Source organism: Methylococcus capsulatus str. Texas = ATCC 19069 (assembly GCF_000424685.1).
GTDB classification, from domain to species: Bacteria; Pseudomonadota; Gammaproteobacteria; order Methylococcales; family Methylococcaceae; genus Methylococcus; species Methylococcus capsulatus.
In genome coordinates this window covers 240578-264415 of sequence record NZ_KE384224.1, presented here as the reverse complement: position 1 = coordinate 264415, position 23838 = coordinate 240578, and the positions used below count along the sequence as shown (strand labels likewise).

The window sequence follows — 23838 nt, the reverse complement described above, 5'->3', positions numbered from 1 at the left end:
ACCCGTGTGATTTTACCTGCCAGCGGAGGGGCACTCCGCCCGTCCGTGCACCCCCTCCGCTCGAATTGTCTTGAACTCACGCCCGTGGCGCAGGGATTGCGGCGGTGTTGGGCGCCCTTTCACGGGCGGCCGGCACGTTCAGGACAATTCCCTCCGTAACCTGCCTGGTTCTCGCATTGGCAGTATCCCCCGCGGCCCATGCCAAGCCTTCGTTCCAGGGCATTGGCTTCCTCCCCGGAGGCAAACAGTCCGCCGCCGCGTCCGTAAGCCGTGATGTGATTGCCGGTTATGGCACGAATCCGACCGGCAAAACCGAGGGCTGGGTCGCCAAACTCAGGTGATCCGCCGCCGGGGTGGGCAGGGATTCGGGCCTTGGGACCCGGCGCCGGTCATTTGCAATGTTCCGGCTTCTCGGCATCCTTGGCGGCCCGGCGCACCATCTGGTCCAGGCTCATGCCCGATTGGGGGGTGAGCACCTCGCCACCGGTGGCCTTCGCGATGCAGCCGACGGCGCCGTCACCGACGATGTCCACTACGTTGATCTTGAGTTTGGGTTTGGCGGCTTTGACCGCCGCGGCGATGGCGCAGGGGTCCGCGTTACAACTGTCCTTGCCGTCGGATACGACGACCATGACCGCCGGCGCCCGCACACCATCCACCTTGTTCGCCGCCTGCACGATGCCGTTGCCCAGCGGCGTGCCCTTGCGCGGAATCAGGCCGTTGACCCGCTGCAGGAGCTGCCCCCGGCGGGCACCGTCATACATACCGTAATCGGATGCCTGCGGGCAGTCCTCGAGGACCACCAGGCCGACGTCGACGTCGCCGGGCAGACCGCCGACCACGTTGTTGACGGCCTTCTGGGCTGCCATCAGCCGGGTCGGCCCGCGGTCGCCCTGGATGATCGATTCGTAGGCGCCGATGAGGTCGGCACAGACCACGGGGGCGAGCAACCCGCTGTCCGTCATGCAGCGCTCGAAGCGGGCGATGAGCTGGGCGCTGTTGCCGTCCAGAACAGACGGAATGCGCATGCTGCCGGAAGCGTCCAGCACGATCGCGACGTCCGGCGCATCCTCCGGCGGACGCTCGCCGGGACAGGGCGGCAGACTCCCCGCCGCCTGGGCCGGCCTGGGCGAGGGTTCCGGAATGGGCGAGACGGCAGGCACCGAGCCCGTTTCGGCAGTGTCGCCGGGCGGCTTCTTGCCGCAGCGGTTCAGTTTGACGGCGAGCTGGGCTTGCAGAGCGGTCAGCTTGGCGCGCAGCCTGGCCGACTTGGCCCGTTCGCCGCTCAGTCTGGCGCCGCCGCATTTTTCCAGCGCGGCTTCCAGGTCCCGCTGCAGACCGGCGAGCCGGCCGCTCAATGCGTCGCGTTCCTTCGACAAAGCGTCGAGCGCCGCCTCACCCTGGCAGGTATCCAGACCTGCAGCCAGCTCGGCCGTCAGCGCTTCCAGTTTTCCAGCCAACAGCTCTCCCTCCCGCGCCAGAGCATCACGCTGTGCCTCGAGCGCGCATCGCCCCAGGGCCCGCGCCAGATCGGACTGGCGTGCGAACAGGACACGCCGCAGCTCGTGACCGGTCTCCTGTTCGGCCGCGAGCATGGCGGCATGATCCGGCCCCCAGGGTGGCCAGCGCCACAGGTCGAAGAGAAAACCGGCCCATCCCAGACCGGCAGCCAAGATCAAGCCGGCCAGAACCGGCCACGGCCGGCGGAAAAGCTTCGCCGACGACCGGCCTGCAGGCGAATAAGCGGCCTGCTCGGGCCATGGAGCGGTACCGTAGCCCCAGAAGGTCATTACCGGTTGGCCGTCGACCACGTAGATCGCGGACTGGTCCGGGAAACTCGCCGCCCGGCGCATCGCATCAGCCAGTTCCGGATCGGCGGTCGCCAGCCGCCCTGCCAGCGCCACCATGGCCTGGAGCCGGTCCTCCAGCAGGTTGCGCGCACGCCGTGAGGCCTCGCCGGACAGAGAAGTCAGTGGAATGGGCTGGCCCGCCAGCGAGGTGTACCACTCGATCCATGCGCCATCCTCGCTCGGCACGGGCTCGGCCAGGAGGGCCGCGGCCGCGGGCGAGAGATGGCGCCGCAGCGCCTCGCACAGCCGGGCGTGCCATGCCGCATCCGTCGGGCCCGCGGGCGGAAGCGGATAGGCGAAGGCCGGGGTACGGCAGATGCGCAGACGGCTCATCGGCGTCGTTTCAATGAAGAAGGCCGGCATTCCGGCCTCGCTGCGAAGCCACGCGGCAACGCAGATGGACGCGGAGGCGACGATAGGTCTCGGCGTCGACGCTGTCCCTGAATACAGGAACCGTCACCTTGCCGAACGCCGTCGAGAAATGCAGCACCACGCAGAAGGGAGACGAGAAACCCGATCCCTTCAGCTTCGCCGGGAATGCCTCTCCACCGGCCGTGGTCACGCTCCAGGCGCCCACGCCGTCGAGACGGGCGCCAAAACGCCGCTGGCTCCTAAGGAACGCGAGGTATCCCGCCAAACACAGAGTGAGTCCCAGTCTGACCGACAACGACATGCCCGCGCCCCAGATGCCGGCCAAAGCCAGCAGCCCGACGGCACAGACAGCCAACGAATGAATCCGCGAGGAGGCCGGCTCCACGATCAGCATGCTGCCTGTCCGACCAGAGCCCGGAGTTTGGCGGCCAGGGCGGCCAGCGCCGGGTCTTCGGGGCTGGCGAGGCCGGTCAGGCAACGCCAGAGGTCGGCGTCCTGCAAATCCAAAAGGCGCTCGAACGCCTGCCGTTCGGAAACGTCCGCCTCCTGATAGGCACCGTGCACATAAAGGGCGAGCACGCGGTCCAGTTCGGCCATTCCCCGGCGGCAGCTCCACAGCAGCCGGCCCCGTTGGCTCATTTTTGTCGCTCGACCAGTAGTTTTTTGATTTCGGCGATCGCCCGCGCCGGATTGAGGCCCTTCGGGCAGGCATCGGTGCAGTTCATGATGGTGTGGCACCGGAACAGTTTGAAGGGGTCTTCCAGCGCATCCAGCCGCTCGCCAGTGGTCTCGTCCCGGCTGTCGGCTATCCAGCGGTACGCCTGGAGCAGGGCGGCCGGCCCCAGGAAACGATCGCCGTTCCACCAGTAGCTGGGGCAAGCGGTGGAACAGCACGCACATAGGATGCATTCGTGCAGACCGTCCAGTTCGGCACGCTCCGCCTTGCTCTGGAGGCGCTCTCGATCCGCAGGTGGTGGGGTCTGTGCCTCGATCCACGGCTTGACCGAGGCATACTGGGCGTAGAAATGGGTCAGATCCGGCACCAGGTCCTTGATGACCGGCTGGTGAGGTAGCGGATGGATCCGGACCGGATCGCCGCAGTCGCTCAGCGGCTTGATGCAGGCCAGCGTGTTGCGGCCGTCGATGTTCATCGCACAGGAACCGCATACGCCCTCGCGGCAGGACCGCCTGAACGCCAGGGTGCTGTCGATCTCGTTTTTGATTTTGATCAGGGCGTCCAGCACCATCGGACCACAGCGGTCCACGTCGACGTGGTAAGTATCCAGGCGGGGATTGCCTCCGGCATCCGGATCCCAGCGGTAGACCTGGACGATCTTCACGCGCCGCGCGCTTTCGGGCGCTGGATGGGTCTTGCCGGTCTGGACGACCGAATTCTTGGGCAGGGTGAACAGTCCCATGGTGCGGCCCTTCATGCCATCGAACGTGACGATCAGCCCGCCGCGCCGGCGGGTACACCGTGGATGCCGCCGGTGGTCAGGGCCGCCGGATCGAGCAGTCGCTCCAGTTCGGCGCGGTCCAGACCGCTCATTTCGATGGCCACCTCCAGAATCGGCCGCCCCGTCCGGTAGGCGGTCTTGGCGATTTCCGCCGCCTTCAGGTAGCCGATCACCGGGTTGAGGGCGGTGACCAGGATCGGATTCGTTGCCAGAGCCCGGCGCAGATTGTCCTCACGCACCCGGAAGTCGGCGATGGCCTTGTCGGCCAGCAGACGAGCAATGTTGGCCAGCAACTCTATGCTCTGCAGCAAGTTGTAGGCGATCACCGGCAGCATCACGTTGAGTTGGAAAGAACCCGACTGACCAGCCACCGTGATGGCGGCGTCGTTGCCGATGACCTGCGCCGCGACCATGCAGGCGGCTTCGGGAATCACCGGATTCACCTTGCCGGGCATGATGGAGCTGCCGGGCTGGAGCGCGGGCAGCTCGATCTCCCCCAGGCCAGCCAGGGGACCCGAATTCATCCAGCGCAGGTCGTTGGCGATCTTCATGATGCCAACGGCGATGGTCTTGAGCTGGCCCGACAGTTCGACTGCCGCGTCCTGGCAACTCAGGCTCTCGAAGAACGAATCGTTGGGACGAAAAGGCAGGCCCGTGGCATCGGCCAGAGCTTCGGCGAAGGAGGAAGCGAAGGCCGGATCGGCGTTGATGCCGGTGCCCACGGCCGTGCCGCCCTGCCCCAATTTGTAAAGCCGCGGCAGACTCGCCCGCAGGCGGTCGACGCCGTTGGCGACCTGCAGCGCCCAGCCCGAGAGTTCTTGCTCCAGCCGCACTGGCATGGCGTCCATCAGATGGGTCCGCCCGGTCTTGACCGCCTTCGGATGCGCCAAACCCTTGTAGCGTATCGTCGCCGCCAGGTGTTCTAGCGCCGGGATCAGGTGTTCGTTGACTGCCAGCGCGGCGCTGACGTGAATCGCCGTGGGGATGACGTCATTGCTGCTCTGCCCCATGTTGACGTCGTCGTTGGCGCTCACGGGCGTTCCCGCGCGCCGGGAAGCCAAAGTCGCCAGCACTTCGTTGACGTTCATGTTGGTGCTGGTGCCGGAACCGGTCTGGAACACGTCGACAGGAAACTGGTCGGCGTATGCCCCGCCGATGATCTCCTCGGCCGCCGCCATGATCGCCTCGCCCTTGCCTGCGTCCAGATGCCCCAGCGCCACATTGACCCGGGCCGCGCACTGCTTGATCCGGGCGATCGCGCGGATGAACGCCGGCGGCAAAGCCAGCCCGCTCACCGGAAAATTGTCGATGGCACGCTGGGTCTGAGCCGCGTAGAGCGCGGAAACCGGAACCCGCAGCTCACCCATGCTGTCTTTTTCGATGCGATAGTCGTCTTGGCTCATCACCCTGTGTCCCCCTTCGATTCAGTCGTGCCCCAAAAACCGCCGCGCGGCCGCGGCGTCGAACGGCCAGTCCAGCTCGCGCCCGGCGCCATCCCGCAGCACCGGAATCCGGAGACCGTACCGCTGCAACAGATGGTCGTCGCCGAGGATGTCCACCGCCGTCGCCACCACCCCCAGCCCCGCCAGCAGCTCCCCGGCTTCCTCGCACAGATGGCAACCGTCCGTGCCGTATAGAACGAGGTCGGACTCAATCGGCATCGTAGCCGAGACTCGACGCCAGCCAGCGCTCGACCTCGCGTACCGTCATCCCCTTGCGCCGAGCGTAATCTTCGACCTGGTCGCGGCCGATCTTACCGACGTTGAAGTACTTTGCCGAAGCATGCGAAAAATACCAGCCGCTGACCGAGGAAGCCGGATACATGGCGAAGCTTTCGGTCAGTGAAATGCCGGTGTTGGCTTCGGCATCCAACAGGCGGAACAGCGTGGCCTTCTCGGTGTGATCAGGACAGGCCGGGTAACCCGGGGCCGGCCGGATGCCGCGATACGCCTCGGCGATCAGCGCCTCGTTGTCCAGCGACTCCTCCGGCGCATAACCCCAGAACTCACGCCGCACCCGCTGGTGCATCCGTTCCGCGAAGGCCTCGGCCAGCCGGTCGGCAAGCGCCTTCAGCATGATGCCGCTGTAGTCGTCATGGACCCGGGCGAACCGCTCCAACGGCGCCTCGATGCCATGGCCAACGGTCACGGCGAATCCGCCCAGGTAGTCGGCCACCCCGCTGCCGACCGGCGCGACGAAATCCGCCAGACAGTATGCGGGCTGCCCCCCCGGCTTGTCCTGCTGCTGACGCAGATGATGCAACACCGCCAGCCGCTCGGTCCGGCTTTCGTCGGTCCACAGCACGACGTCATCCCCTTCCGAATTGGCTGGAAAAAATCCAATCACGCCACGAGCGGTGAGCCAGCGCTGTTCGGTCAAGAGTGCCAGCATGGCACGGGCATCCTGCAGCAGTGTGCGGGCGTGTTCCCCTACCACCTCGTCGTCCAATATCCTTGGATAGCTGCCGGCCAGCTCCCAGGTATGGAAGAACGGTGACCAGTCGATGTATCCGGCGATCTCTTCCAGGGGGTAGGCGTCGAACACTTCCAGACCCAGCAGATGCGGCGCCGGCGGTACGTAATGCGCCCAGTCCGTATGGAAGGCCCTGGCCCGCGCCTGCTGCAGGCTCAGCAACGTACCCTGGATGCGGCGTCCGGCATGATGCCGCCGTACCTCTTCGTATTCCTTGCGCACCCGGGCCGTGAATTCGTCCTTCAGGTCGGCACTGAGCAGACTGCCCGCCACGCCGACGCTGCGCGAGGCGTCGGTCACATAGACGGTCGGCCCATGGTAATTGGGCTCGATCTTGACGGCCGTGTGCGCTCGGGACGTCGTGGCGCCGCCGATCATGAGCGGAATTTCGAAACCGAGCCGCTCCATTTCCCTGGCGACATGGACCATCTCATCCAATGAGGGCGTGATCAGCCCGGACAAGCCGATGATGTCGACGTTTTCCTCACGGGCGGTCTGCAAAATCTTGTCGCAGGGTACCATGACGCCCAGATCGATCACTTCGAAACCGTTGCACTGGAGCACCACGCCGACGATGTTCTTGCCGATGTCGTGCACGTCGCCCTTCACCGTCGCCATGAGGATTTTGCCGTTGGTGCCGACCTCGGTTCCAGCCTTCTCGGCGTCCATGTAAGGCATCAGATAGGCCACGGCCTTCTTCATCACCCGCGCCGATTTGACCACCTGGGGCAGGAACATCTTGCCGGCGCCGAACAAATCGCCGACCACGTTCATACCGGCCATCAGCGGTCCTTCGATGACGTGCAGCGGCCGTTCGAACTGCCGGCGCGCTTCTTCCGTATCGACCTCGATGAACTCGTCGATGCCTTTGACCAGCGCATGTTCCAGGCGCTTGTCCACCGGCAGCGAGCGCCAGGCCAGATCGGCCTTGCGCTCGCTGCCTGCACCCTCCTCGCCCCGGTAACGGTCGGCAATGGCGAGCAGGCGCTCGGTGGCATCCTCACGGCGGGCGAGGATGACGTCCTCCACGGCGTCGCGCAGTTCCTCCGGCACTTCCTCGTAGATCGCGAGCTGACCGGCGTTGACGATCCCCATGTCCATCCCCGCGCGAATGGCGTGGTATAGGAACACCGCGTGGATGGCCTCACGCACCGCATCGTTGCCGCGGAACGAGAAGGAGACGTTCGACACCCCCCCCGAGACCAGCGCATGCGGCAGCCGAGACTTGATTTCGGCCACGGCCTCGATGAAATCGAGACCGTAGCGGTCATGTTCCTCGATGCCGGTCGCCACCGCGAAGATGTTGGGATCGAAGATGATGTCCTCGGCCGGGAAGCCGGCCTTTTCAGTCAGCAGCCGGTAAGCCCGCTCGCAGATCTCGACCTTACGCTCGCGGGTGTCGGCCTGGCCCTGTTCGTCGAAAGCCATGACGATGACCGCCGCGCCGTAACGCCGCACCAGCCGGGCATGGTGGAGAAAAGCCGCCTCCCCTTCCTTGAGCGAGATCGAGTTGACGATACCCTTGCCCTGGAGGCACTTGAGGCCAGCTTCCAGGATCTCCCACTTGGAGGAATCGATCATCACCGGCACGCGGGCGATGTCGGGTTCCGCGGCGATGAGGTTGAGAAACTGCACCATCGCGGCCCTCGAATCGAGCATGCCCTCGTCCATGTTGACGTCGATGATCTGGGCTCCGCTCTCGACCTGCTGGCGCGCCACTTCCAGGGCTTCATCGTACTTCGCCTCCCGGATCATGCGCCGAAATGCCGCCGAACCCGTCACGTTGGTACGTTCGCCGACATTGACGAACAGTGAGCCCGCCGTGATGTTGCAGGGTTCCAGGCCGGCCAGACGGCAGGCCGGCGGTATCTCCGGGATGCGCCGGGGCGGGAAATGCTGGACCGCATCGTGGATTGCCTCGATGTGTGCCGGCGTGGTACCGCAGCAGCCACCGATGATGTTGAGGAAACCCTGCTCGGCCCAGTCGGCGATCTCGCGGGCCATCGCTTCGGGTGATTCGTCGTATTCGCCGAACTCGTTGGGCAGGCCGGCATTGGGATGTGCGGAGACGTACGTGTCGGCGATGCGCGAGAGTTCCTCGACGTGCTGGCGGAGCTGTTTGGCCCCGAGTGCGCAATTGAGGCCGATCGAAATCGGCCTGGCGTGGCGCAGCGAATTCCAGAAGGCCTCGGTAGTCTGCCCCGACAGCGTGCGGCCCGAGGCATCGGTAATGGTGCCGGAGATCATCACCGGCAGGGTATGGCCCTCTTGCTCGAAGAACCGCTCGACGGCGAATACGGCCGCTTTGGCATTGAGAGTGTCGAAGATCGTCTCGATCAGAATGATGTCGGCACCACCATCGACCAGGCCGCGTACGGCCTCGTCGTAGGACGCCACCAGTTCGTCGAAGCCGATGTTGCGGAAACCTGGATCATTGACCGAGGGCGAGATCGAGGCGGTCCGGCTGGTCGGTCCCAGGACCCCGGCGACGAAACGCGGCCGGTCCGGCGTCTGCCGGCTCATACGGTCCGCCGCCTGCCGGGCCAGCCGGGCCGAAGCCACGTTGATCTCGTAGACCAGCGGCTCCATGCCGTAATCCGCCATGCTGATGCGGGTGGCATTGAAACTGTTGGTTTCCACGATGTCGGCCCCCGCTTCCAGATAAGCCCAGTGGATGGCCTCGATCACGTCCGGACGGGTCAGCGACAAAAGGTCGTTGTTGCCCTTCAGGTCCCGCGGCCAATCGGCGAAGCGCTGGCCCCGGTAGTCGGCCTCCGCCAGCCTGTAGCGTTGAATCATCGTACCCATGGCGCCATCGAGAAACAGGATGCGTTCCTTGAGCAGACGTTTTAGGAGCGACGAACGCTCCATGGCAGTAACGGGGAGATTCATGGTCCGACGCCGGAAAGAAAAGCGCTCCATTGTATTCGCTTGGGCGCCATGGATAAACTTGGCGGGTTCCTTGCCAGATACGAGTCAACCGGGAGACAATTCACCGGTCACTTGGGAACAGACCCGAGCGCCTCCCTCCGCCTCGCAGACGAACGGAAGGAGAGCCGCCACCACGCAACGGGCACTTGAATGAGGAGGATCGGAATGAAGCGTTTTTCCACCCTGGCGGGCATCGCGCTGCTCGCGGGACTTTCGGCCGGCACCGCGGCCGCCGATGTTTACCTGAAAGATGCGAGCGAGATCGTGGGAACCTGGCAGCTCGAAACGGTGTCTTCCTCGCTGAAGGGCCCCAGGATCGAGGAGAACCGTACCTGGGAGTTCCGTCCCGACGGCGTCATCGTGACCTCGGGTTACAACCGGCATCTGAAGATGAACGACGTGCACGAATGGAAGTATCAGATCGTGGACGGCAAGATCTCCGCCGACGATCCCGGCCGGCCCGGCAAGACGATCGACTATGCGGTACAGGAAAAAACCGCCGATAGCATGATATTGAGAGGAGGAATAGAAGGTTTCTATTTCTTCAAGAAACGCTAGGAGAAAAACAATGAAAATCAGCGACTTTTTGGAATTCGGTGAAGTAGACAAGAAACTTTGGATCGGTATCGCCGGGGTGAGCGCCGTCGTCATCATCCTGCTGTCGGTGTTCGCCACGACATCGCCGTTCTACTGGGTGGAACGATTCGTGATCACCATCCTGGAAATGTTCGTCCCGGGTTATCTGATCACCAAGCTCTTCTTCGACAAAGTGGCTTTTTCGGAGTACCCGGTCGCCGACAAGTTCATCGTCTCTCTCACGCTGTCCATCGCCACGGTTCAAACCCTCTACTTCCTGAGCACCTATGTGCGCACCTATGGCCTGAACGTGGACGAAGACGTCATCAGCAGTGACAAAATCGCCGTGGCCCTGGTGCTGCTGGTGATCGCCGGCGCTTTCGGGATCAAGTACTATCTGCTCCGGAAAAAAACTTCCACGCCCGCATCCTGACCGACGGTCCGAACAGGGACGTTCCGCCGCGAACCCGACGACACACCCATGTCCGAAGACTTCGACAAACCCAACCTGCTGCAAGTGATCGTCAGCACGCTTGCCGGCGCTTTCGGCGTACAGAGCGAAAAGAACCGGCTCCGGGATTTCCAGCACGGCTCGGCCAAGGCCTACATCGTGACTGGCATCATCGGCACGGTCGTTTTCGTCCTGACGGTGTACGGTGTAGTGAGGCTGGTTCTGAGCGGCGTTGGAAAGTGACGCCGGCGCCATGGGTCTCCGGCACGTTCCCGAGCGATCCGCACGGAAACGGCTGCGCCTGAACCGGTGAGGCCATCGCGTCGTCCATGGAGAGAATGAACACCGAGCCGCCCCGCCCGTCCGTCCGCGAACGTCCGCTTTCTCCTCACCTCCAGGTCTATCGCCTGCCGGTCACGGCCCTGCTGTCCATCAGCCACCGGATCACCGGCGTCCTGCTTGGCATCGGCCTGATCGGGCTGGTGCTGGTGCTCATGTCAGTGGTCCAGGGGCCGTCGGCCTATGCACCGGTCCATGCCTTCCTGTCCGGCATCGCCGGCAGAAGCCTGCTTTGGATCTGGATCATCGCCCTGCTTTTCCACCTTTCCCATGGCATTCGCCACCTCGTCTGGGACACCGGCCATGGTTTCTCGCGGGATTCCCTCCTGTATTACGCGCTGGGCGAATTTGCGGCGGCGCTGGTACTGGTCCTGGCCGTCGCCATCGCCACCCTCGCCCGGAGCTGAGCCCGATGAAAAACTACCGGACTCCCCTCGCTCGGGCCCGCGGCCTCGGCTCCGCCCGCGAAGGACTGCACGACTGGTGGCGGCAGCGAGTGACGGCGGTTGCACTGGTCCCGCTGGGACTCTGGTTCGCCTTCAGCGTAGCCTTGCTTCCTTCCGCCAGCCACGCCGAGCTGGTGGCGTGGATCAACGTCCCCTGGAACACTCTGCTGCTCCTTTCCTTCATCCTGATCGCCTTCTACCACACGATGCTCGGCTTGCAGGTCGTCATCGAGGACTATGTCCATCTCGACTGGCTCAAACTGGTCGGTATCCTCGGTGTCAAGCTGGTGGTCTCCTTCCTCACGCTGGCAGCTGTCTACGCCATCCTCCGCATCGTCTTCACGTAGCAGAAATGAGCAAGACCTACGAAATCATCCGGCACACCTACGATGCCGTCGTGGTCGGCGCCGGCGGTGCGGGCCTGCGCGCCACGCTGGGGATGGCTGAGAAGGGCCTCAAGACCGCTTGCATCACCAAGGTGTTTCCTACCCGCAGCCATACCGTGGCGGCGCAGGGAGGCATCAGCGCCGCGCTCGGCAACATGGGCGAGGATGACTGGCGCTGGCACATGTATGACACGGTCAAAGGCTCGGACTGGCTGGGCGACCAGGACGCGATCGAATATATGTGCCGCGAGGCCATGCAGGCGGTCATCGAACTGGAGCACTATGGTGTTCCATTTTCGCGCACAGAAAGCGGCAAGATTTACCAGCGCCCCTTCGGCGGCATGACCACGCGCTATGGCAAAGGCGTAGCCCAGCGCACCTGCGCCGCCGCAGACCATACCGGCCATGCAATCCTGCAGACCCTCTACCAACAGTCGCTGAAACACGAAGCCGAGTTCTTCATCGAATATTTCGCCCTCGACCTCGTCATGGACGAAGGTGAATGCCGCGGTGTGCTGGCCTGGCGTCTTGATGACGGGACGCTGCACCTGTTCCGGGCACACATGACCGTGCTCGCGACCGGCGGCTACGGACGGACCTATTTTTCTTCCACCTCGGCCCATACTTGCACCGGCGACGGCAATGCGATGGTGCTGCGGGCCGGCCTGCCCTTGCAGGACATGGAGTTCGTCCAGTTCCATCCCACCGGCATCTACGGTGCTGGCTGTCTCATCACCGAAGGCGTGCGGGGTGAAGGCGGCTATCTCACCAATTCCGAAGGTGAGCGCTTCATGGAGCGCTACGCCCCGCACGCCAAGGATTTGGCCTCGCGCGACGTGGTCAGCCGCGCCATGACGATCGAGATTCGGGAAGGCCGCGGTCTCGGGCCGGAAAAAGATCACCTGCATCTGCATCTGGAACATCTCGACCCGGCGGTCATCCAGGAGCGGCTTCCCGGCGTCGCCGAGACCGCCCGGATCTTCGGCGGCATCGACGTGACCCGGGAACCGATCCCGGTGTTGCCGACCGTGCATTACAACATGGGCGGTGTTCCCACCAATTACCGTGCAGAGGTGTTGACTCTCAAGGACGGAGATCCGGAAACCGTGGTGCCGGGCCTGATGGCGATCGGTGAAGGTGCCTGTGTCTCCGTGCATGGCGCCAACCGGCTGGGTTCAAACTCATTGCTGGATCTGGTCGTGTTCGGGCGTGCTGCCGCGTTGCGCTGCGCCGAACTGATCCGGCCGCGCCAGATGCACAAACCTCTGCCCGAGGGCGCCTGTGATACCACCCTGGCCCGCTTCGACCGCCTGCGTCATGCCTCTGGCAGCCGTCGGACCGCCGACATCCGGCTGGACATGCAGCGCACGATGCAGAGCCACGCCAGCGTATTCCGGACCGGCGAGGTGTTACGGGAAGGGGTGAAAGCGCTGAAGCGGATCATGGACTCCTTCAGCGACGTGTGCATCCGGGACCGCTCCCTGGTCTGGAACACCGATCTGCTCGAAACCCTGGAGCTGGAAAATCTGCTTCAGCAGGCCATGGTGACCGTCGCCGCCGCACTTAACCGGGAGGAAAGCCGCGGCAGCCATGCCCGCGAGGACTTCCCGGAGAGGGATGACGTTCACTGGCTCAAGCACTCGCTGATTTGGCTCGACCAGCGGCACGAAACGACCATAGCGTACCGGCCCGTCCACCTCCATACTCTGACCTCCGACGTGGAGCCGATACCGCCCCAGAAGCGTGTCTATTGATCCGCCATTCGCTCGGCGGAAAAACACTGCTTCACGGATTTTCCCTCTGCAACGGGAAATTGCGCACTGGCTCTGATATCTTTACTCGTCCCACCGATCGTTCCGCTTCCAATCGACATCCCGATGAACTGGCTCTGGTACCTCTATGGCGCGGCGGCTGTCTTGGCCGTCGGCGGGCTGCTACGCACTCTCCCCCGGCGTAAGCTCAGACGCGCCCGTACTCTCCCCTGCCAGATCAAACGGATCCTGTTTTCCCCGGAAGAGCATGCCCTGTTTGCCGTCTTGAAGAGCGCGATCGGGGACGAGTTCGAGGTCTTCGCAAAAATCCGGGCGAGCGACATCCTGTCTCCGCATCGCGGCAGTGGCCGCAGGGAAGCGGGCGAGCTTTACCAGTCGATGGCCGGCCGCCGCTTCACGTTCGTGCTCTGCCACAAGCCGGACCTGTCCGTCGCCGGAATCGTGGAGCTGGCCGAGCACGGCGCGGGACGCAAAGCTCAGGAAGCGGATGAGCCGGTCGCGCTGCTGTGCCACGCCGCCGGACTGCCTTTGATCCGCATCCCGGCCAGTCCCTATTACGACATGGGAGAAATCGCCCGGCAGATCAGGGACGAAATCCGCCGGGAACCCGTGTTCGTCCACGGCGACGGCGAGGGCGGCCGGATCGAGCCGCGGATATCCAGTCTCGAAGACCTCAAGTTCTGAACATGACGACCCTCACCCTCTACGGCATCGCCAACTGCGAAGCCTGCCGCAAGGCGCGCCAGGCCTTGGAAAGCCGGGGACGCAGCTCATGTTTCCACGACCTTCGTCGCGACGGCCTGGACCGGCTCCTGCTCGAACGCATGGTGACGGACTTGGGCTGGGAAAATCTGCTCAACCGCCGTAGCGCCACTTGGCGCGCGCTGCCGGAATCCATCCGGACACCGCTCCAGCGGGAACGCGCGCTGGAACTCATGCTGGAACACCCGACACTGATCAAGCGCCCGGTCGTCGAACGCGCGGGCCGATTTTTCCTCGGTCTTGCCGATCTCCTCCCATGAGCGATACCCTCGATCTCGCCGTCGAGCTGATCCGGCGCGAATCCGTGACCCCCGAAGATGCGGGCTGCATGGACCTGGTGATCGAACGGCTGGCGCCCCATGGCTTCCAGGCCGAGTGGCTGAATTTCGGTGACACCAAGAACCTCTGGCTCCGACGCGGCGAAGCGGCGCCGCTCTTCGTGTTCCTGGGTCATACCGACGTGGTGCCGCCGGGTCCCCTGGAAGACTGGTCCTCTCCCCCCTTCGCGCCCGAAATCCGCGAAGGCCGACTGTACGGACGTGGCGCGGCCGATATGAAGGGCAGTATCGCAGCCATGATCACGGCCTTGCAGCGGTTCGTGGTCCACCACCCCGGGCACCCGGGCTCCCTCGCCGTCCTGCTGACCAGTGACGAAGAAGGCTCGGCCTACGACGGCGTGGTCAAGGTGGTGGATGTCCTGAAGTCGCGAGACACGGTGATCGACTGGTGTCTGGTCGGCGAGCCGTCGAGCTTCGCCCGGCTGGGCGATGTGATCCGGGTGGGCCGCCGCGGCTCCTTGGGCGGCGTGCTGCGGATCCTGGGCGTGCAGGGCCACGTCGCTTATCCCGACAAGGCCGACAACCCCATCCACCGCTTCGCTCCCGCGCTTCACGAACTCACTACCGAAATCTGGGACGGAGGCAACGAATTCTTCCCTCCGACCAGTTTTCAGGTCTCCAACATCCGGGCGGGAACCGGCGCCGACAACGTCATCCCCGGCAAACTCGAGGTTCTGTTCAACTTCCGTTTTTCGACCGAACTGACCGTGGAGGCCATCCAGCGCCGTGTGGAAACCATCCTCGACCGCCACGGCCTCCACTATGAATTGAGCTGGCGACTCTCCGGTCTGCCGTTTTTGACCCGGGAAACGGAGCTGGTGAGCGCGACCCGTGCCGCCATCGCCGCAGTCACCGGCCTCCACCCGCGTGCCGATACCGGCGGCGGCACTTCCGATGGTCGCTTCATCGCCCCGACCGGTGCCCAGGTCGTGGAGCTGGGACCGCTCAACGCCAGCATCCACAAGATCGATGAGCACGTTGCGGTCGAAGACCTGGAAGCCCTGTCCGCGATCTACGAACGCATCCTCGGCAATCTGCTGGCGGTCCTCTGAACCGTCCGAAGCGTGACAACGGTGAGACCACTTTGTTCAGTTAACAATGAATTGCTAAATAGCCGCATTGTCAACACAATTACATCTCTATAACCTAGCACCGTGTTCCACATTCAAGGGTCGAGGTATTTCTTATGACTGCTCTCGAACTCGTTCTGTTCACGGCGCTCTTTGCCACCTTTGCCGGCAGCGTCGGCTATTGCTGGAACCATTACCGCTCGCTCGGCAAATGAGCCGCGGGCCCGATTTCACCTTCAGCGACGATCTCCTCCTCGTGTGCCATAGAGCTCACGCTTGACCTGCCTTTCCGGCGGGTCTTTTTTTGTCCGCCGGAAGGACGGACGGCAATGGTATCATGCCAGTCTCTCCCGAGATTTCAGGTCGGTACCCATGCCCGAGACCGCTTTCCCTCCCCTGGTCGATGCCCGCTGGCTGGCCGGGCATCTGCACGATCCCCGGGTCGTGGTCGTCGACGCCAGTTTCTTCATGCCTGCTCAGCGCCGCGACGCCAAGACCGAATTCGGTGCCGCCCATATTCCGGGCGCCCGGTTCTTCGACATCGATGCGATCGCCGACACAACCTGTCCTTTGCCTCACATGCTGCCCGCCCCTGCGTTCTTCGCGGAGCAGGTCGGCCGGCTGGGGATCGGCAACGACACCCATGTCATCGCCTACGACGGCAATGACTTCATGGCTTCGGCCCGAGTCTGGTGGACATTCCGGGTATTCGGCCACGATCGCGTGTCGGTGCTCGACGGTGGGTTACGGTGCTGGCGGGAACAAGGTCTGCCGTTGTCGTCCGAGGAGGCGGCACGGACCGAATGCGAATTCCAGGCCCGGTTCCGCCCGGAACTGGTGTCGAACCTCGAGGACTTGCGGAAGGCGGCAGCGGAACGATCCATTCAGATCTTGGACGCCCGCTCGCCCGGACGGTTCGCCGGCACGGAGCCGGAGCCCAGGCCCGGCCTTCGCTCCGGCCACATCCCCGGCAGCCGCAACCTGTTCTTCCAACGGCTGATCGATGAAACCAGCCATTGCTTCAAATCCGTCGCCGCTTTGGCGGCACTCTACCGCGATGCTGGTATCGACCTCGACCGCCCGGTGACCACGACCTGCGGAACCGGTGTGACGGCCTCGATCTTGGCGCTCGGACTGTATCTGCTGGGGCGCACCGATACCGCGGTCTACGACGGCTCATGGAGCGAATGGGGCGGGCGGACCGATACCCCCGTCGAAACCGGCTGACCGCTTCCCCCATGCCGGCCATGCAGGAGCGAGCCCCCGTCATCGGCAGCATCGCCGAGGTCCACGGACCGGTGGTGGTGATTGCCTGCCAGACGCTGCCGCCGCTCCGGCAGGCCCTGTACAGCCGGATCGATCATGAAACCTATCTATTCGAAGTTCACCAGCATCTCGATGAAAGCCATGTTCGGGCCGTGACGCTACACCGTACTACGGGTCTCAAACGCGGCATGGTGGTTCACGATCTTGGAGCGCCGCTGCAGGTCCCGGTGTCCACAGCCTGCCTGGGCCGCCTGGTGAACCTTTTCGGCGAACCGCTGGACAACGGCCCGCCGCTACCCGACTCCGAGTACCGCGACGCCCACCGTCCGCCGGCACCGCTGGCCGAATCGCGCGCTGCCGGTGAAACGCTGGAAACCGGCATCAAGGTCATCGACCTGCTCTGCCCTTTCGCCCGCGGCGGCAAGACCGGCCTGTTTGGCGGTGCGGGAGTGGGGAAAACGGTGTTGATCATGGAATTCATGCACGCCGTCAGCGCCCTGCACCGGGGAGTCTCGGTCTTCGCCGGCGTGGGTGAGCGCATCCGCGAGGGCCACGAACTGTGGCGCGAACTGGCCGAGGCCGGCGTCCTCGACAAGTCGCTGCTGGTGTATGGCCAGATGGACGAGTCGCCCGGCGTCCGCTTCCGGGTCGGATTGACGGCCCTCACTTATGCCGAATACCTCCGCGACACGCTGCACACCGAAGTGCTGTTCCTCATCGACAACGTGTTCCGCTTCGTTCAGGCCGGCAGCGAGATTTCCAGCCTGCTGGGCCGGATGCCTGCGACCGTGGGTTACCAGCCGACCCTGGCCACCGAGGTAGCGGAAATCGAGGAACGCATCACTTCGACCGCCGCCGGTGCGATCACCTCCGTACAGGCCGTGTACGTACCCGCTGACGACATGACCGACCCGGCCGTGGCCGCCATTCTCAGCCACCTCGACACCACCGTAGTGCTGTCGCGCGTCCAGGCAGGCAAGGGCATCTATCCGGCGATCGACCCGCTGGCCTCGACCAGCCGGCTGATGGACCGCCATGTGATCGGTGACCGTCACTACGGGATTGCCCAGGGGGTGCGGGAACATCTGGCCCGCTATCGGGAGCTGGAAGACATCATCACCATGTTGGGAATCGAGGAACTCTCCCCCCAGGACCGGCTCCTCGTGCTGCGGGCACGCAAGCTTCAGCGCTACCTGACCCAGCCTTTCTTCGTCACCGCGCAGCACACTGGGCTGGCCGGCGTCAGTGTCCCACTCGACGCCACGCTCGGCGATTGTGAAGGATTTCTGACCGGGCGCTACGACGACCTGGCGGAAGAAGACTGCTACATGCGCGGCACACTCGGCCGCGGTTCATGAGAACCTTTGTTCTGAGCCTCAGGGACACCCATCGCTGCGAGGAAATCGAGGGCATCGAAACCTTCGTCGGCGCCGACGACACCGGCAGTTTCGCCATCCGCGCCGGGCACGCCCCGCTGATCGCCGCCTTGGGATTCGGCCTGGCTCGCTTCAAGCCCGAAGACAGCCACTGGCGCTACCTCGCGGTGCCCGGTGCCATGCTGAACTTCGTCCAGAACCGGCTCGAAATCCTGACGCGACGGTTCTATCTCTTCGATGACTACCGGATCGCGGCGGCTGCATTGCGCGAAGAGCTGGAAGCCGAAGAGCGGTCGCTGGCTGAAACCCGGGCCAGCATCCGCACCCTGGAAAGGCACATGCTGAAGCGGCTGTGGCAGCTGCGGCGCGAGGGGATCAGGCTTTAGCTCACCAGGGCCCTCCCCAGTAGCCGCCGCTCGCAGATCCGGCGCTCATGTATCCGCCGCCCACCCCATATCCATAAGGTCCCACATAGGGCATTCCATAATAATAGTAGGGGTTGCCACCGTAGAAGCCACTCCCGCCCAGCGGGTTGCCCGCTTGGCCGGCATAATAACCCATGGGTTCGCCGTCCTGCGTCAGATAGGCCTCGGCTCCCGGCCCACAGCCCGCCAATGCCCATACGGACAGACCCGCAAGCAGGCGTGGTAGCGGAAAACCTGGCTCAGCGGTGATGCTCATCGACGACGCCCACGTACGGATCGCCCCAGTAACCGCCCATACCATACGGCATACCATAGTAATAATAGGGGTCACCGTAGAAACCACCATAGCCGCCGTAATAGCCCATGCCGGCGTACGGATTGCCGGCTCCCACCGAATAGTACCCGAACGGCTCGTCCTTGTTCAGATAGCCCTGATAGCCGGGATCGCTGCAACCAGCCCCGAGGGCCGCCAAGCCGCCCACCATGACCCTGTTCAAAACCTTTTGCCCGAATTTCAAGACGGTTCCCCACTGTCGCTGCACAAGGGCAGAGGATAGCCGGTTTGGCGACTGCAAGCACGCGCCGTTCACGGGCCGTACCGATTGCCGGCTCAGTCGCCCGGCTTGCGGAAGGCGAGGATACGATAGCGCAGGAGCCCCAGCCGGCTGGCCAGCTCGGCAAACAGCGTTTCCATCGTGGCGGACAACCGCAGATTCCCCAACCGCGGGCTCAAGCGGCGCAGGAACGGGTAAGTCGGCAGTGTGTGGCGGGTGATGTCGCGATCGAATGACGGTACAAACCCGGCTTCCGCGGCGAGCTTCGCGTAACGGCGTGCGGTGCAGCACATGTCGACCTTGCCATAGAACCCGCGGGAACCCGGCCACAGTCCCGCGGCCGCGGTCGCCGGCAAAAGCACTCCGACCGGCACGAAATCGGACAATGCCAGCCGGCCACCGGGTTTCAGCACCCGCCAGGCTTCGGCGAAAAAGCGCCGCCGATCGGGGAAATGAAAGATGCACTCGACCGCGAGAACGACGTCGCAGACTGCATCGGCGAGGGGGAGTGCGCAGGCGTCGGCACACAACCACGCCAGCATGTTTCCGGCACGGGTGGTTTTCGTCAGCCGGGCGGCGCGGGTCAGCTGACGGTGATCGATGTTGACACCGGTGAGGGAGACGCCGCTGCGTTGCGCACCGATGCTGGCCAGCGTGCCGCCGAAGCCACAGCCGACATCCACCACACGGTCGCCGTCACGGATGGCCGCAGCCTCCCAGACCTCTCGGGACAAACGCTCGGCCGCCCTTGCGAACTCGGCCGACGTCGGCGCCTGCTCCGGTTCCCGATCCCAGTAGCCCCAATGGACATGGCGACCGAAAGCCTCGCAAATCTCCGCGTCTTCCATTTCGAAACCATCCAACAAGGCGTCGAAGTAAGGAAGCCTGGAATCCTGGGACGTGCCTGCTTCCTTCTGCCGGAGGGGAGCCCGGTGATTTATTTTGCCTGCTGTCAGATCAATGCCGTCAAGACGATCAGTGAAACGAAACCGACCAGGACAAAGGTGAGGGCACGTTCGTGATGCCCCGTTTCCTGGTCCGAGGAAAAATTCTCTAGCTCATCGAGCGCCTTGTCCAGAAATTTCATGGTGTTTGCATCCCCGATGCCGTACACGGAATGAGCCGTGCCTCGGAAAAAATCCAAGCACGATTCGAGCCACATAACCAATCCCGTTAAATCACAAGGTTACGCGACGAATGGCTGGCATGTCTGGCGGTTCTTCGGTTGCTGACAACCAGGCTGGTGGCTCCCGCAACCAAGATGGAACCCCGCGCCCACCCTGCCGCGGGACATTTTCCTGACCGCCTCCCGCCGCCTTGAAAAACCCGGCTCCGTCCCTATGAATCGACGCGGACTCTCAAGCAACTGCAACCCATGAGGAGGTAGAACGCATGCTTGCTCCGTTGGCCCCGTCCCCCCAACCACCGAGGTACCCGTCATGATCGAAGCCTCGGCGCTCACAAAACGCTATGGCCGTTTCACAGCCGTCAACGCCGTCACCTTCGAGGTCCGAGTCGGACAGGTGCTCGGTTTCCTCGGTCCCAACGGTGCCGGTAAATCCACCACCATGAAGATGATCGCCGGCTTTCTCTCCCCTACGGCCGGCCGCGCGAAAGTCTGTGGTTTCGACGTCGAGACGCACCCGATAGAGGCCAAGAAGGCATTGGGCTATCTCCCGGAAGGCGCTCCCAGCTATGGCGAAATGACGGTCCGCTCGTTTCTCGAATTCATCGCCGGCATTCGGGGACTCACGGCAGAGTCGAAACGACGCCGGCTGGACGACGTGATCGGACGTCTGCGCCTAGAAGGCGTGCTGGAGCAAACCATCGACACGCTCTCCAAGGGCTTCAAGCGCCGCGTCGGTCTGGCGCAGGCCATACTCCACGACCCCCCCGTCCTGATCCTCGACGAACCAACCGACGGCCTCGATCCCAATCAGAAGCACGAAGTCCGGCGTCTGATCAACGATATGGCTGAGAACAAGGTGATCGTCATTTCCACCCACATCCTTGAGGAGGTGCACGCGGTCTGCAACCGCGTCGTAGTGATCGCCGGCGGTACACTCCTGGCCGATGCCACGCCGGGCGAGCTGGAGGCCCGTTCCCGCTACCACATGGCGGTGTCCCTGACCACCGATGAAACCGCGAAAGCCAGGGAGACTCTGACGGCCATCCCCGAGGTCGAGACCGTCGAAATCGATCCTCAGAACCAGCGCATCACCGCCTTCCCCCGCAAAGGCCAGCAGATATTGATGGCCGTCGGCGACGCCCTGAGAGCGCAGGGCATCGCCGTCCGCGAACTCCAGCTCGAAACCGGACGTCTGGATGAGGTGTTCCGGAACATCACCCAGTCGCACCTGCGAGAGGCCCACGCATGAAGCCGATCCTGACCCTCTTCCAGCGCGAATTGCGCAGCTATTTCGCCACGCCCGTGGCCTACGTCTTCATCGTCATCTTTCTGCTGCTGTCCGGCGCCTTCACATTTTACCTGGGCCGGTTCTATGAACGCGGCCAGGCCGATCTCGAGCCGTTCTTCCAGTTCCATCCCTGGCTTTATCTGTTCTTGGTGCCGGCGGTGGCAATGCGGCTTTGGGCCGATGAACGCAAAAGCGGCACCATCGAGCTGCTGCTGACGCTGCCCGTCACCATGGGGCAGGCCGTGCTGGCCAAATTCCTGGCGGCTTGGTCCTTCGTCGCCTTGGCCTTGGCGCTGACCTTCCCCATCTGGATCACGGTCAATTATCTGGGCGATCCGGACAACGGAGTCATCGTTACGGGCTATCTCGGCAGTCTGCTCATGGCAGGGGCATATCTCGCCATCGGCGCCTGCCTGTCGGCGGCCACGCGCAGCCAGGTCGTCGCTTTCATCCTCAGTGTGGTGGTGTGTTTCCTGTTCCTTCTGGCCGGTTTTCCGCTGGTGTTGGACCTGTTCCGCGCCATCGCCCCCCAAAGCCTGGTGGATGCGATCGCCGGCCTGAGCTTCCTCAGCCATTTCAACGGTATTTCCCGTGGCGTGATCGATCTGCGCGACCTGATCTATTTCCTCCTCACCATCGGCTTCTGGCTGTATGCCAATGCCGTCGTCATCGACCTGAAGAAGGCCGATTAAGGAGCAAAGGACCATGACCCTGAATCGCAAGACCCTGAGCGGCAGCGCGCTCGCCGTCCTGGCAGTGCTTTTCGTGTCCCTGACACTGATTTCCAATGCCCTTTTCCGCGGCGTCCGGCTCGATCTGACGGAAAACTCGCTGTACACCCTGTCTGATGGAAGCCGTAACATCCTGGCGAAGCTGGATGAGCCCATCCACCTGCGATTGTACTTCTCCGACAAAGCGACCGCCGAAAGCAATCGCCCCGATGTACGGGGACTCCGGCTGTACTTCGACCGGGTTCGGGAAATGCTGGAAGAGATGAGATCGCGCGCCGGAGGCAAAATCGAGCTCAACGTGATCGATCCCTTGCCCTATTCAGAAGCGGAAGACCGGGCGGCAGCGGCCGGACTCCAGGGTATTCCGCTCGGACCCTCCGGGGAAAAGGTATTCCTCGGCCTGGAAGGCAGCAACTCGACCGATGGGCGGGCCACCATCCCGTTCTTCGAGCCCGGTAAGGAAGCGTTTCTGGAATACGATCTGGTCAAGCTCGTCCATGATCTGGCCACGCCGAAAAAACCGGTGGTGGGACTCGTTTCCAGTCTGCCTTTGGCGGGCGGCTTCGACCCGCAACGCGGAGACATGGGCGCACCCTGGACCGTCTACGAACAGCTCTCGCAATCGTTCGACGTCAGGTCCCTGGACGCCGACAGCCTCAAGGCCGTCGCCCCCGAAATCGAAGTGCTGGTCGTCGTCCATCCCAAAAGGCTCGGCGAGGACGCCCAGTACGCCCTGGACCAGTTCGTTCTGCGAGGCGGGCGTCTGATGGTGTTCGTCGATCCCCATGCGGAGAACGACGGCGTGGGCGATCCCCGCGATCCGATGGCGGCCATGGTGACTCCCAAGGCTTCTGACCTTCCCGTCTTGTTCAAGGCCTGGGGGGTGGAGTACAAACCCGATGAAGCGGTGCTGGACCGCGCCCGTGCGGTCACGGTCAATACCGCCCCTGGCGCTCCTCCGAGCCGGCATCCAGCGATCCTGCGGTTGGGCAAACCGGATCTGAACGCCGCCGACGTGATCACCGCCAACCTCGACACCATTCATCTCGCCAGCGTCGGCCACTTCAGGCCGACGACGGACGGCGGGAGCCGGCTGACTCCCCTGCTCCAGACCAGCGACCAGGCCATGGTCGTCCCCGCAGACCGCATCCGCTTCCTCGGCGACCCCTCCAGCCTGCTGCAGGACTATAAGCCGGGTGGCGAGCGCCTGATCGTCGCCGGCAGGCTGGAAGGCAAGTTCAAAACCGCCTTTCCGCAACGCGGCGATCCGGGCCACTTGGCCGAAGCCAAGGGAACCGGGGAGATACTGCTGATAGCAGATACCGATCTGCTCAGCGACCGGCTGTGGGTCAGGTCTTCCAGCTTCTTCGGCCGGAAGCTGCTCACCACCTTCGCCGGCAACGGTGACCTGTTCGTCAATGCGGTCGACAATCTCGCCGGCAGCTCGGACCTGATTTCGATACGGGGACGAGGCACCTCGGCACGTCCATTCACCAAGGTCGAAGAACTCAAGGCAGCAGCGGACGACCGCTTCCGCAGCAAGGAGCGGGAGCTCCAGCAGGAACTCGGCGAAACCGAACGGAAGCTGGCCGAGCTGCAAAGGGGCAAAACCGGCGACGACACCTTCGTCCTCAGCCCCGCACAGCGGAAGGAGCTGGATGACTTTCTCAGGCGCAAACTCGAAATCCGCAAGGAACTGCGCGAAGTGCGGCGTCAACTGGATGCGGACATCGACGCACTGGGAGCCCGGCTGAAGTTCATCGACATCGCGCTCGTGCCCCTCCTGCTCACCCTGGGCACGCTGGGTTTCATCGCCTGGAACGCCAGGCGAGAAAAGGCTTGAAGGA

General features: G+C 63.7%; 26 protein-coding genes. 15 read left to right on the top strand and 11 right to left on the bottom strand.

Annotated features, from left to right (window positions below; all coding sequences use genetic code 11):
- Positions 1–389 precede the first annotated feature (389 nt).
- The 7 genes from H156_RS0112620 to metH are packed head-to-tail and all read right to left on the bottom strand — an operon-like array spanning position 390 to position 9043.
- Positions 390–2183 (bottom strand): VWA domain-containing protein, encoded by a 1794-nt coding sequence (locus H156_RS0112620; protein ID WP_154656727.1) that lies wholly within the window; start codon positions 2181–2183, stop codon positions 390–392.
- 10 nt (positions 2184–2193) lie between these two features.
- Positions 2194–2616, bottom strand: coding sequence for a protein YgfX (locus tag H156_RS0112615; protein WP_017365686.1), 423 nt, complete (start codon positions 2614–2616; stop codon positions 2194–2196).
- The gene (locus H156_RS0112610; protein ID WP_017365687.1) at positions 2610–2861 is read right to left on the bottom strand and encodes an FAD assembly factor SdhE; all 252 of its coding nucleotides are present in this window, start codon (positions 2859–2861) and stop codon (positions 2610–2612) included. Before H156_RS0112610 ends, H156_RS0112615 begins: the two co-directional genes overlap by 7 nt.
- Positions 2858–3640, bottom strand: coding sequence for a succinate dehydrogenase iron-sulfur subunit (locus H156_RS0112605; protein WP_010960814.1), 783 nt, complete (start codon positions 3638–3640; stop codon positions 2858–2860). The genes H156_RS0112610 and H156_RS0112605 overlap by 4 nt, the downstream gene beginning before the upstream one ends.
- 32 nt (positions 3641–3672) lie before the next feature.
- The gene (locus H156_RS0112600; protein WP_010960815.1) at positions 3673–5082 is read right to left on the bottom strand and encodes a class II fumarate hydratase; all 1410 of its coding nucleotides are present in this window, start codon (positions 5080–5082) and stop codon (positions 3673–3675) included.
- A gap of 21 nt (positions 5083–5103) precedes the next feature.
- A complete protein-coding gene (locus H156_RS0112595; RefSeq protein ID WP_010960816.1) occupies positions 5104–5340 on the bottom strand; it encodes a glutaredoxin family protein in 237 nt (78 codons plus the stop codon).
- Positions 5330–9043, bottom strand: coding sequence for a methionine synthase (gene metH / locus H156_RS0112590; protein ID WP_154656726.1), 3714 nt, complete (start codon positions 9041–9043; stop codon positions 5330–5332). Before metH ends, H156_RS0112595 begins: the two co-directional genes overlap by 11 nt.
- Before the next feature lie 204 nt (positions 9044–9247).
- Between metH and H156_RS0112585 the strand changes: the two genes are divergently transcribed.
- The 12 genes from H156_RS0112585 (at position 9248) to H156_RS0112525 (ending at position 18250) form a co-directional block, all read left to right on the top strand.
- Positions 9248–9640 carry a hypothetical protein gene (locus H156_RS0112585; protein ID WP_010960818.1) on the top strand — a complete coding sequence of 131 codons (393 nt, stop codon included), beginning with the start codon at positions 9248–9250 and terminating at the stop codon, positions 9638–9640.
- Between the two features lie 10 nt (positions 9641–9650).
- Entirely contained in the window at positions 9651–10091 is a 441-nt protein-coding gene (locus H156_RS0112580) for a hypothetical protein (RefSeq protein ID WP_017365690.1), read from the top strand.
- A 48-nt stretch (positions 10092–10139) separates the two neighbouring features.
- On the top strand, positions 10140–10352 hold the full coding sequence (locus tag H156_RS0112575) for a DUF2970 domain-containing protein (protein ID WP_017365691.1): 213 nt from the start codon (positions 10140–10142) through the stop codon (positions 10350–10352).
- A gap of 95 nt (positions 10353–10447) precedes the next feature.
- The gene (gene sdhC, locus H156_RS0112570; protein ID WP_238536880.1) at positions 10448–10855 is read left to right on the top strand and encodes a succinate dehydrogenase, cytochrome b556 subunit; all 408 of its coding nucleotides are present in this window, start codon (positions 10448–10450) and stop codon (positions 10853–10855) included.
- A gap of 5 nt (positions 10856–10860) precedes the next feature.
- Entirely contained in the window at positions 10861–11241 is a 381-nt protein-coding gene (gene sdhD, locus H156_RS0112565; RefSeq protein ID WP_010960821.1) for a succinate dehydrogenase, hydrophobic membrane anchor protein, read from the top strand.
- Between the two features lie 5 nt (positions 11242–11246).
- Positions 11247–13034 (top strand): succinate dehydrogenase flavoprotein subunit, encoded by a 1788-nt coding sequence (gene sdhA, locus H156_RS0112560; protein WP_017365693.1) that lies wholly within the window; start codon positions 11247–11249, stop codon positions 13032–13034.
- A gap of 123 nt (positions 13035–13157) precedes the next feature.
- Positions 13158–13736 (top strand): DUF2726 domain-containing protein, encoded by a 579-nt coding sequence (locus H156_RS0112555; protein ID WP_017365694.1) that lies wholly within the window; start codon positions 13158–13160, stop codon positions 13734–13736.
- 2 nt (positions 13737–13738) lie between these two features.
- Positions 13739–14074, top strand: coding sequence for an arsenate reductase (locus H156_RS0112550; protein ID WP_017365695.1), 336 nt, complete (start codon positions 13739–13741; stop codon positions 14072–14074).
- Entirely contained in the window at positions 14071–15204 is a 1134-nt protein-coding gene (dapE, locus tag H156_RS0112545; RefSeq protein ID WP_017365696.1) for a succinyl-diaminopimelate desuccinylase, read from the top strand. The genes H156_RS0112550 and dapE overlap by 4 nt, the downstream gene beginning before the upstream one ends.
- A gap of 390 nt (positions 15205–15594) precedes the next feature.
- On the top strand, positions 15595–16449 hold the full coding sequence (gene sseA / locus H156_RS0112535) for a 3-mercaptopyruvate sulfurtransferase (RefSeq protein WP_017365698.1): 855 nt from the start codon (positions 15595–15597) through the stop codon (positions 16447–16449).
- Positions 16450–16460: 11 nt separating this feature from the next.
- A complete protein-coding gene (atpD, locus tag H156_RS0112530; RefSeq protein ID WP_017365699.1) occupies positions 16461–17846 on the top strand; it encodes a F0F1 ATP synthase subunit beta in 1386 nt (461 codons plus the stop codon).
- Complete coding sequence (locus H156_RS0112525; protein WP_017365700.1) at positions 17843–18250, top strand: hypothetical protein; 408 nt, start codon at positions 17843–17845, stop codon at positions 18248–18250. Before atpD ends, H156_RS0112525 begins: the two co-directional genes overlap by 4 nt.
- A gap of 1 nt (position 18251) precedes the next feature.
- Here the strand turns inward: H156_RS0112525 and H156_RS16160 are convergent, their stop codons facing one another.
- From H156_RS16160 to H156_RS17680, 4 genes are all read right to left on the bottom strand, one after another.
- Positions 18252–18545, bottom strand: a complete 294-nt coding sequence (locus H156_RS16160; RefSeq protein WP_017365701.1) for a hypothetical protein — start codon at positions 18543–18545, stop codon at positions 18252–18254.
- The gene (locus H156_RS16155; RefSeq protein ID WP_036246482.1) at positions 18529–18807 is read right to left on the bottom strand and encodes a hypothetical protein; all 279 of its coding nucleotides are present in this window, start codon (positions 18805–18807) and stop codon (positions 18529–18531) included. The genes H156_RS16160 and H156_RS16155 overlap by 17 nt, the downstream gene beginning before the upstream one ends.
- Before the next feature lie 92 nt (positions 18808–18899).
- Positions 18900–19691, bottom strand: a complete 792-nt coding sequence (locus H156_RS16150) for a class I SAM-dependent methyltransferase (protein WP_050998210.1) — start codon at positions 19689–19691, stop codon at positions 18900–18902.
- A gap of 104 nt (positions 19692–19795) precedes the next feature.
- Positions 19796–19930, bottom strand: coding sequence for a hypothetical protein (locus H156_RS17680; protein ID WP_256992910.1), 135 nt, complete (start codon positions 19928–19930; stop codon positions 19796–19798).
- 352 nt (positions 19931–20282) lie between these two features.
- Between H156_RS17680 and H156_RS0112500 the strand changes: the two genes are divergently transcribed.
- Genes H156_RS0112500 through H156_RS0112490 form a run of 3 tightly spaced genes read left to right on the top strand, consistent with a single transcriptional unit; the run spans position 20283 to position 23834 of the window.
- Positions 20283–21221 (top strand): ABC transporter ATP-binding protein, encoded by a 939-nt coding sequence (locus H156_RS0112500; protein WP_010960831.1) that lies wholly within the window; start codon positions 20283–20285, stop codon positions 21219–21221.
- Complete coding sequence (locus H156_RS0112495) at positions 21218–21952, top strand: ABC transporter permease subunit (protein WP_010960832.1); 735 nt, start codon at positions 21218–21220, stop codon at positions 21950–21952. Before H156_RS0112500 ends, H156_RS0112495 begins: the two co-directional genes overlap by 4 nt.
- 13 nt (positions 21953–21965) lie before the next feature.
- Positions 21966–23834 (top strand): GldG family protein, encoded by a 1869-nt coding sequence (locus tag H156_RS0112490; RefSeq protein WP_017365704.1) that lies wholly within the window; start codon positions 21966–21968, stop codon positions 23832–23834.
- The last annotated feature ends 4 nt before the right edge of the window (positions 23835–23838 follow it).

Excerpts from the sequence above, each read along its gene's own strand:
- H156_RS0112620 (WP_154656727.1), bottom strand. The coding sequence starts at position 2,183 with ATGAGCCGTCTGCGCATCTGCCGTACCCCGGCCTTCGCCTATCCGCTT.
- H156_RS0112615 (WP_017365686.1), bottom strand. The coding sequence starts at position 2,616 with ATGCTGATCGTGGAGCCGGCCTCCTCGCGGATTCATTCGTTGGCTGTC.
- H156_RS0112610 (WP_017365687.1), bottom strand. The coding sequence starts at position 2,861 with ATGAGCCAACGGGGCCGGCTGCTGTGGAGCTGCCGCCGGGGAATGGCC.
- H156_RS0112605 (WP_010960814.1), bottom strand. The coding sequence starts at position 3,640 with ATGGGACTGTTCACCCTGCCCAAGAATTCGGTCGTCCAGACCGGCAAG.
- H156_RS0112600 (WP_010960815.1), bottom strand. The coding sequence starts at position 5,082 with ATGAGCCAAGACGACTATCGCATCGAAAAAGACAGCATGGGTGAGCTG.
- H156_RS0112595 (WP_010960816.1), bottom strand. The coding sequence starts at position 5,340 with ATGCCGATTGAGTCCGACCTCGTTCTATACGGCACGGACGGTTGCCAT.
- metH (WP_154656726.1), bottom strand. The coding sequence starts at position 9,043 with ATGAATCTCCCCGTTACTGCCATGGAGCGTTCGTCGCTCCTAAAACGT.
- H156_RS0112585 (WP_010960818.1), top strand. The coding sequence starts at position 9,248 with ATGAAGCGTTTTTCCACCCTGGCGGGCATCGCGCTGCTCGCGGGACTT.
- H156_RS0112580 (WP_017365690.1), top strand. The coding sequence starts at position 9,651 with ATGAAAATCAGCGACTTTTTGGAATTCGGTGAAGTAGACAAGAAACTT.
- H156_RS0112575 (WP_017365691.1), top strand. The coding sequence starts at position 10,140 with ATGTCCGAAGACTTCGACAAACCCAACCTGCTGCAAGTGATCGTCAGC.
- sdhC (WP_238536880.1), top strand. The coding sequence starts at position 10,448 with ATGAACACCGAGCCGCCCCGCCCGTCCGTCCGCGAACGTCCGCTTTCT.
- sdhD (WP_010960821.1), top strand. The coding sequence starts at position 10,861 with ATGAAAAACTACCGGACTCCCCTCGCTCGGGCCCGCGGCCTCGGCTCC.
- sdhA (WP_017365693.1), top strand. The coding sequence starts at position 11,247 with ATGAGCAAGACCTACGAAATCATCCGGCACACCTACGATGCCGTCGTG.
- H156_RS0112555 (WP_017365694.1), top strand. The coding sequence starts at position 13,158 with ATGAACTGGCTCTGGTACCTCTATGGCGCGGCGGCTGTCTTGGCCGTC.
- H156_RS0112550 (WP_017365695.1), top strand. The coding sequence starts at position 13,739 with ATGACGACCCTCACCCTCTACGGCATCGCCAACTGCGAAGCCTGCCGC.
- dapE (WP_017365696.1), top strand. The coding sequence starts at position 14,071 with ATGAGCGATACCCTCGATCTCGCCGTCGAGCTGATCCGGCGCGAATCC.
- sseA (WP_017365698.1), top strand. The coding sequence starts at position 15,595 with ATGCCCGAGACCGCTTTCCCTCCCCTGGTCGATGCCCGCTGGCTGGCC.
- atpD (WP_017365699.1), top strand. The coding sequence starts at position 16,461 with ATGCCGGCCATGCAGGAGCGAGCCCCCGTCATCGGCAGCATCGCCGAG.
- H156_RS0112525 (WP_017365700.1), top strand. The coding sequence starts at position 17,843 with ATGAGAACCTTTGTTCTGAGCCTCAGGGACACCCATCGCTGCGAGGAA.
- H156_RS16160 (WP_017365701.1), bottom strand. The coding sequence starts at position 18,545 with ATGAGCATCACCGCTGAGCCAGGTTTTCCGCTACCACGCCTGCTTGCG.
- H156_RS16150 (WP_050998210.1), bottom strand. The coding sequence starts at position 19,691 with ATGGAAGACGCGGAGATTTGCGAGGCTTTCGGTCGCCATGTCCATTGG.
- H156_RS17680 (WP_256992910.1), bottom strand. The coding sequence starts at position 19,930 with ATGAAATTTCTGGACAAGGCGCTCGATGAGCTAGAGAATTTTTCCTCG.
- H156_RS0112500 (WP_010960831.1), top strand. The coding sequence starts at position 20,283 with ATGATCGAAGCCTCGGCGCTCACAAAACGCTATGGCCGTTTCACAGCC.
- H156_RS0112495 (WP_010960832.1), top strand. The coding sequence starts at position 21,218 with ATGAAGCCGATCCTGACCCTCTTCCAGCGCGAATTGCGCAGCTATTTC.
- H156_RS0112490 (WP_017365704.1), top strand. The coding sequence starts at position 21,966 with ATGACCCTGAATCGCAAGACCCTGAGCGGCAGCGCGCTCGCCGTCCTG.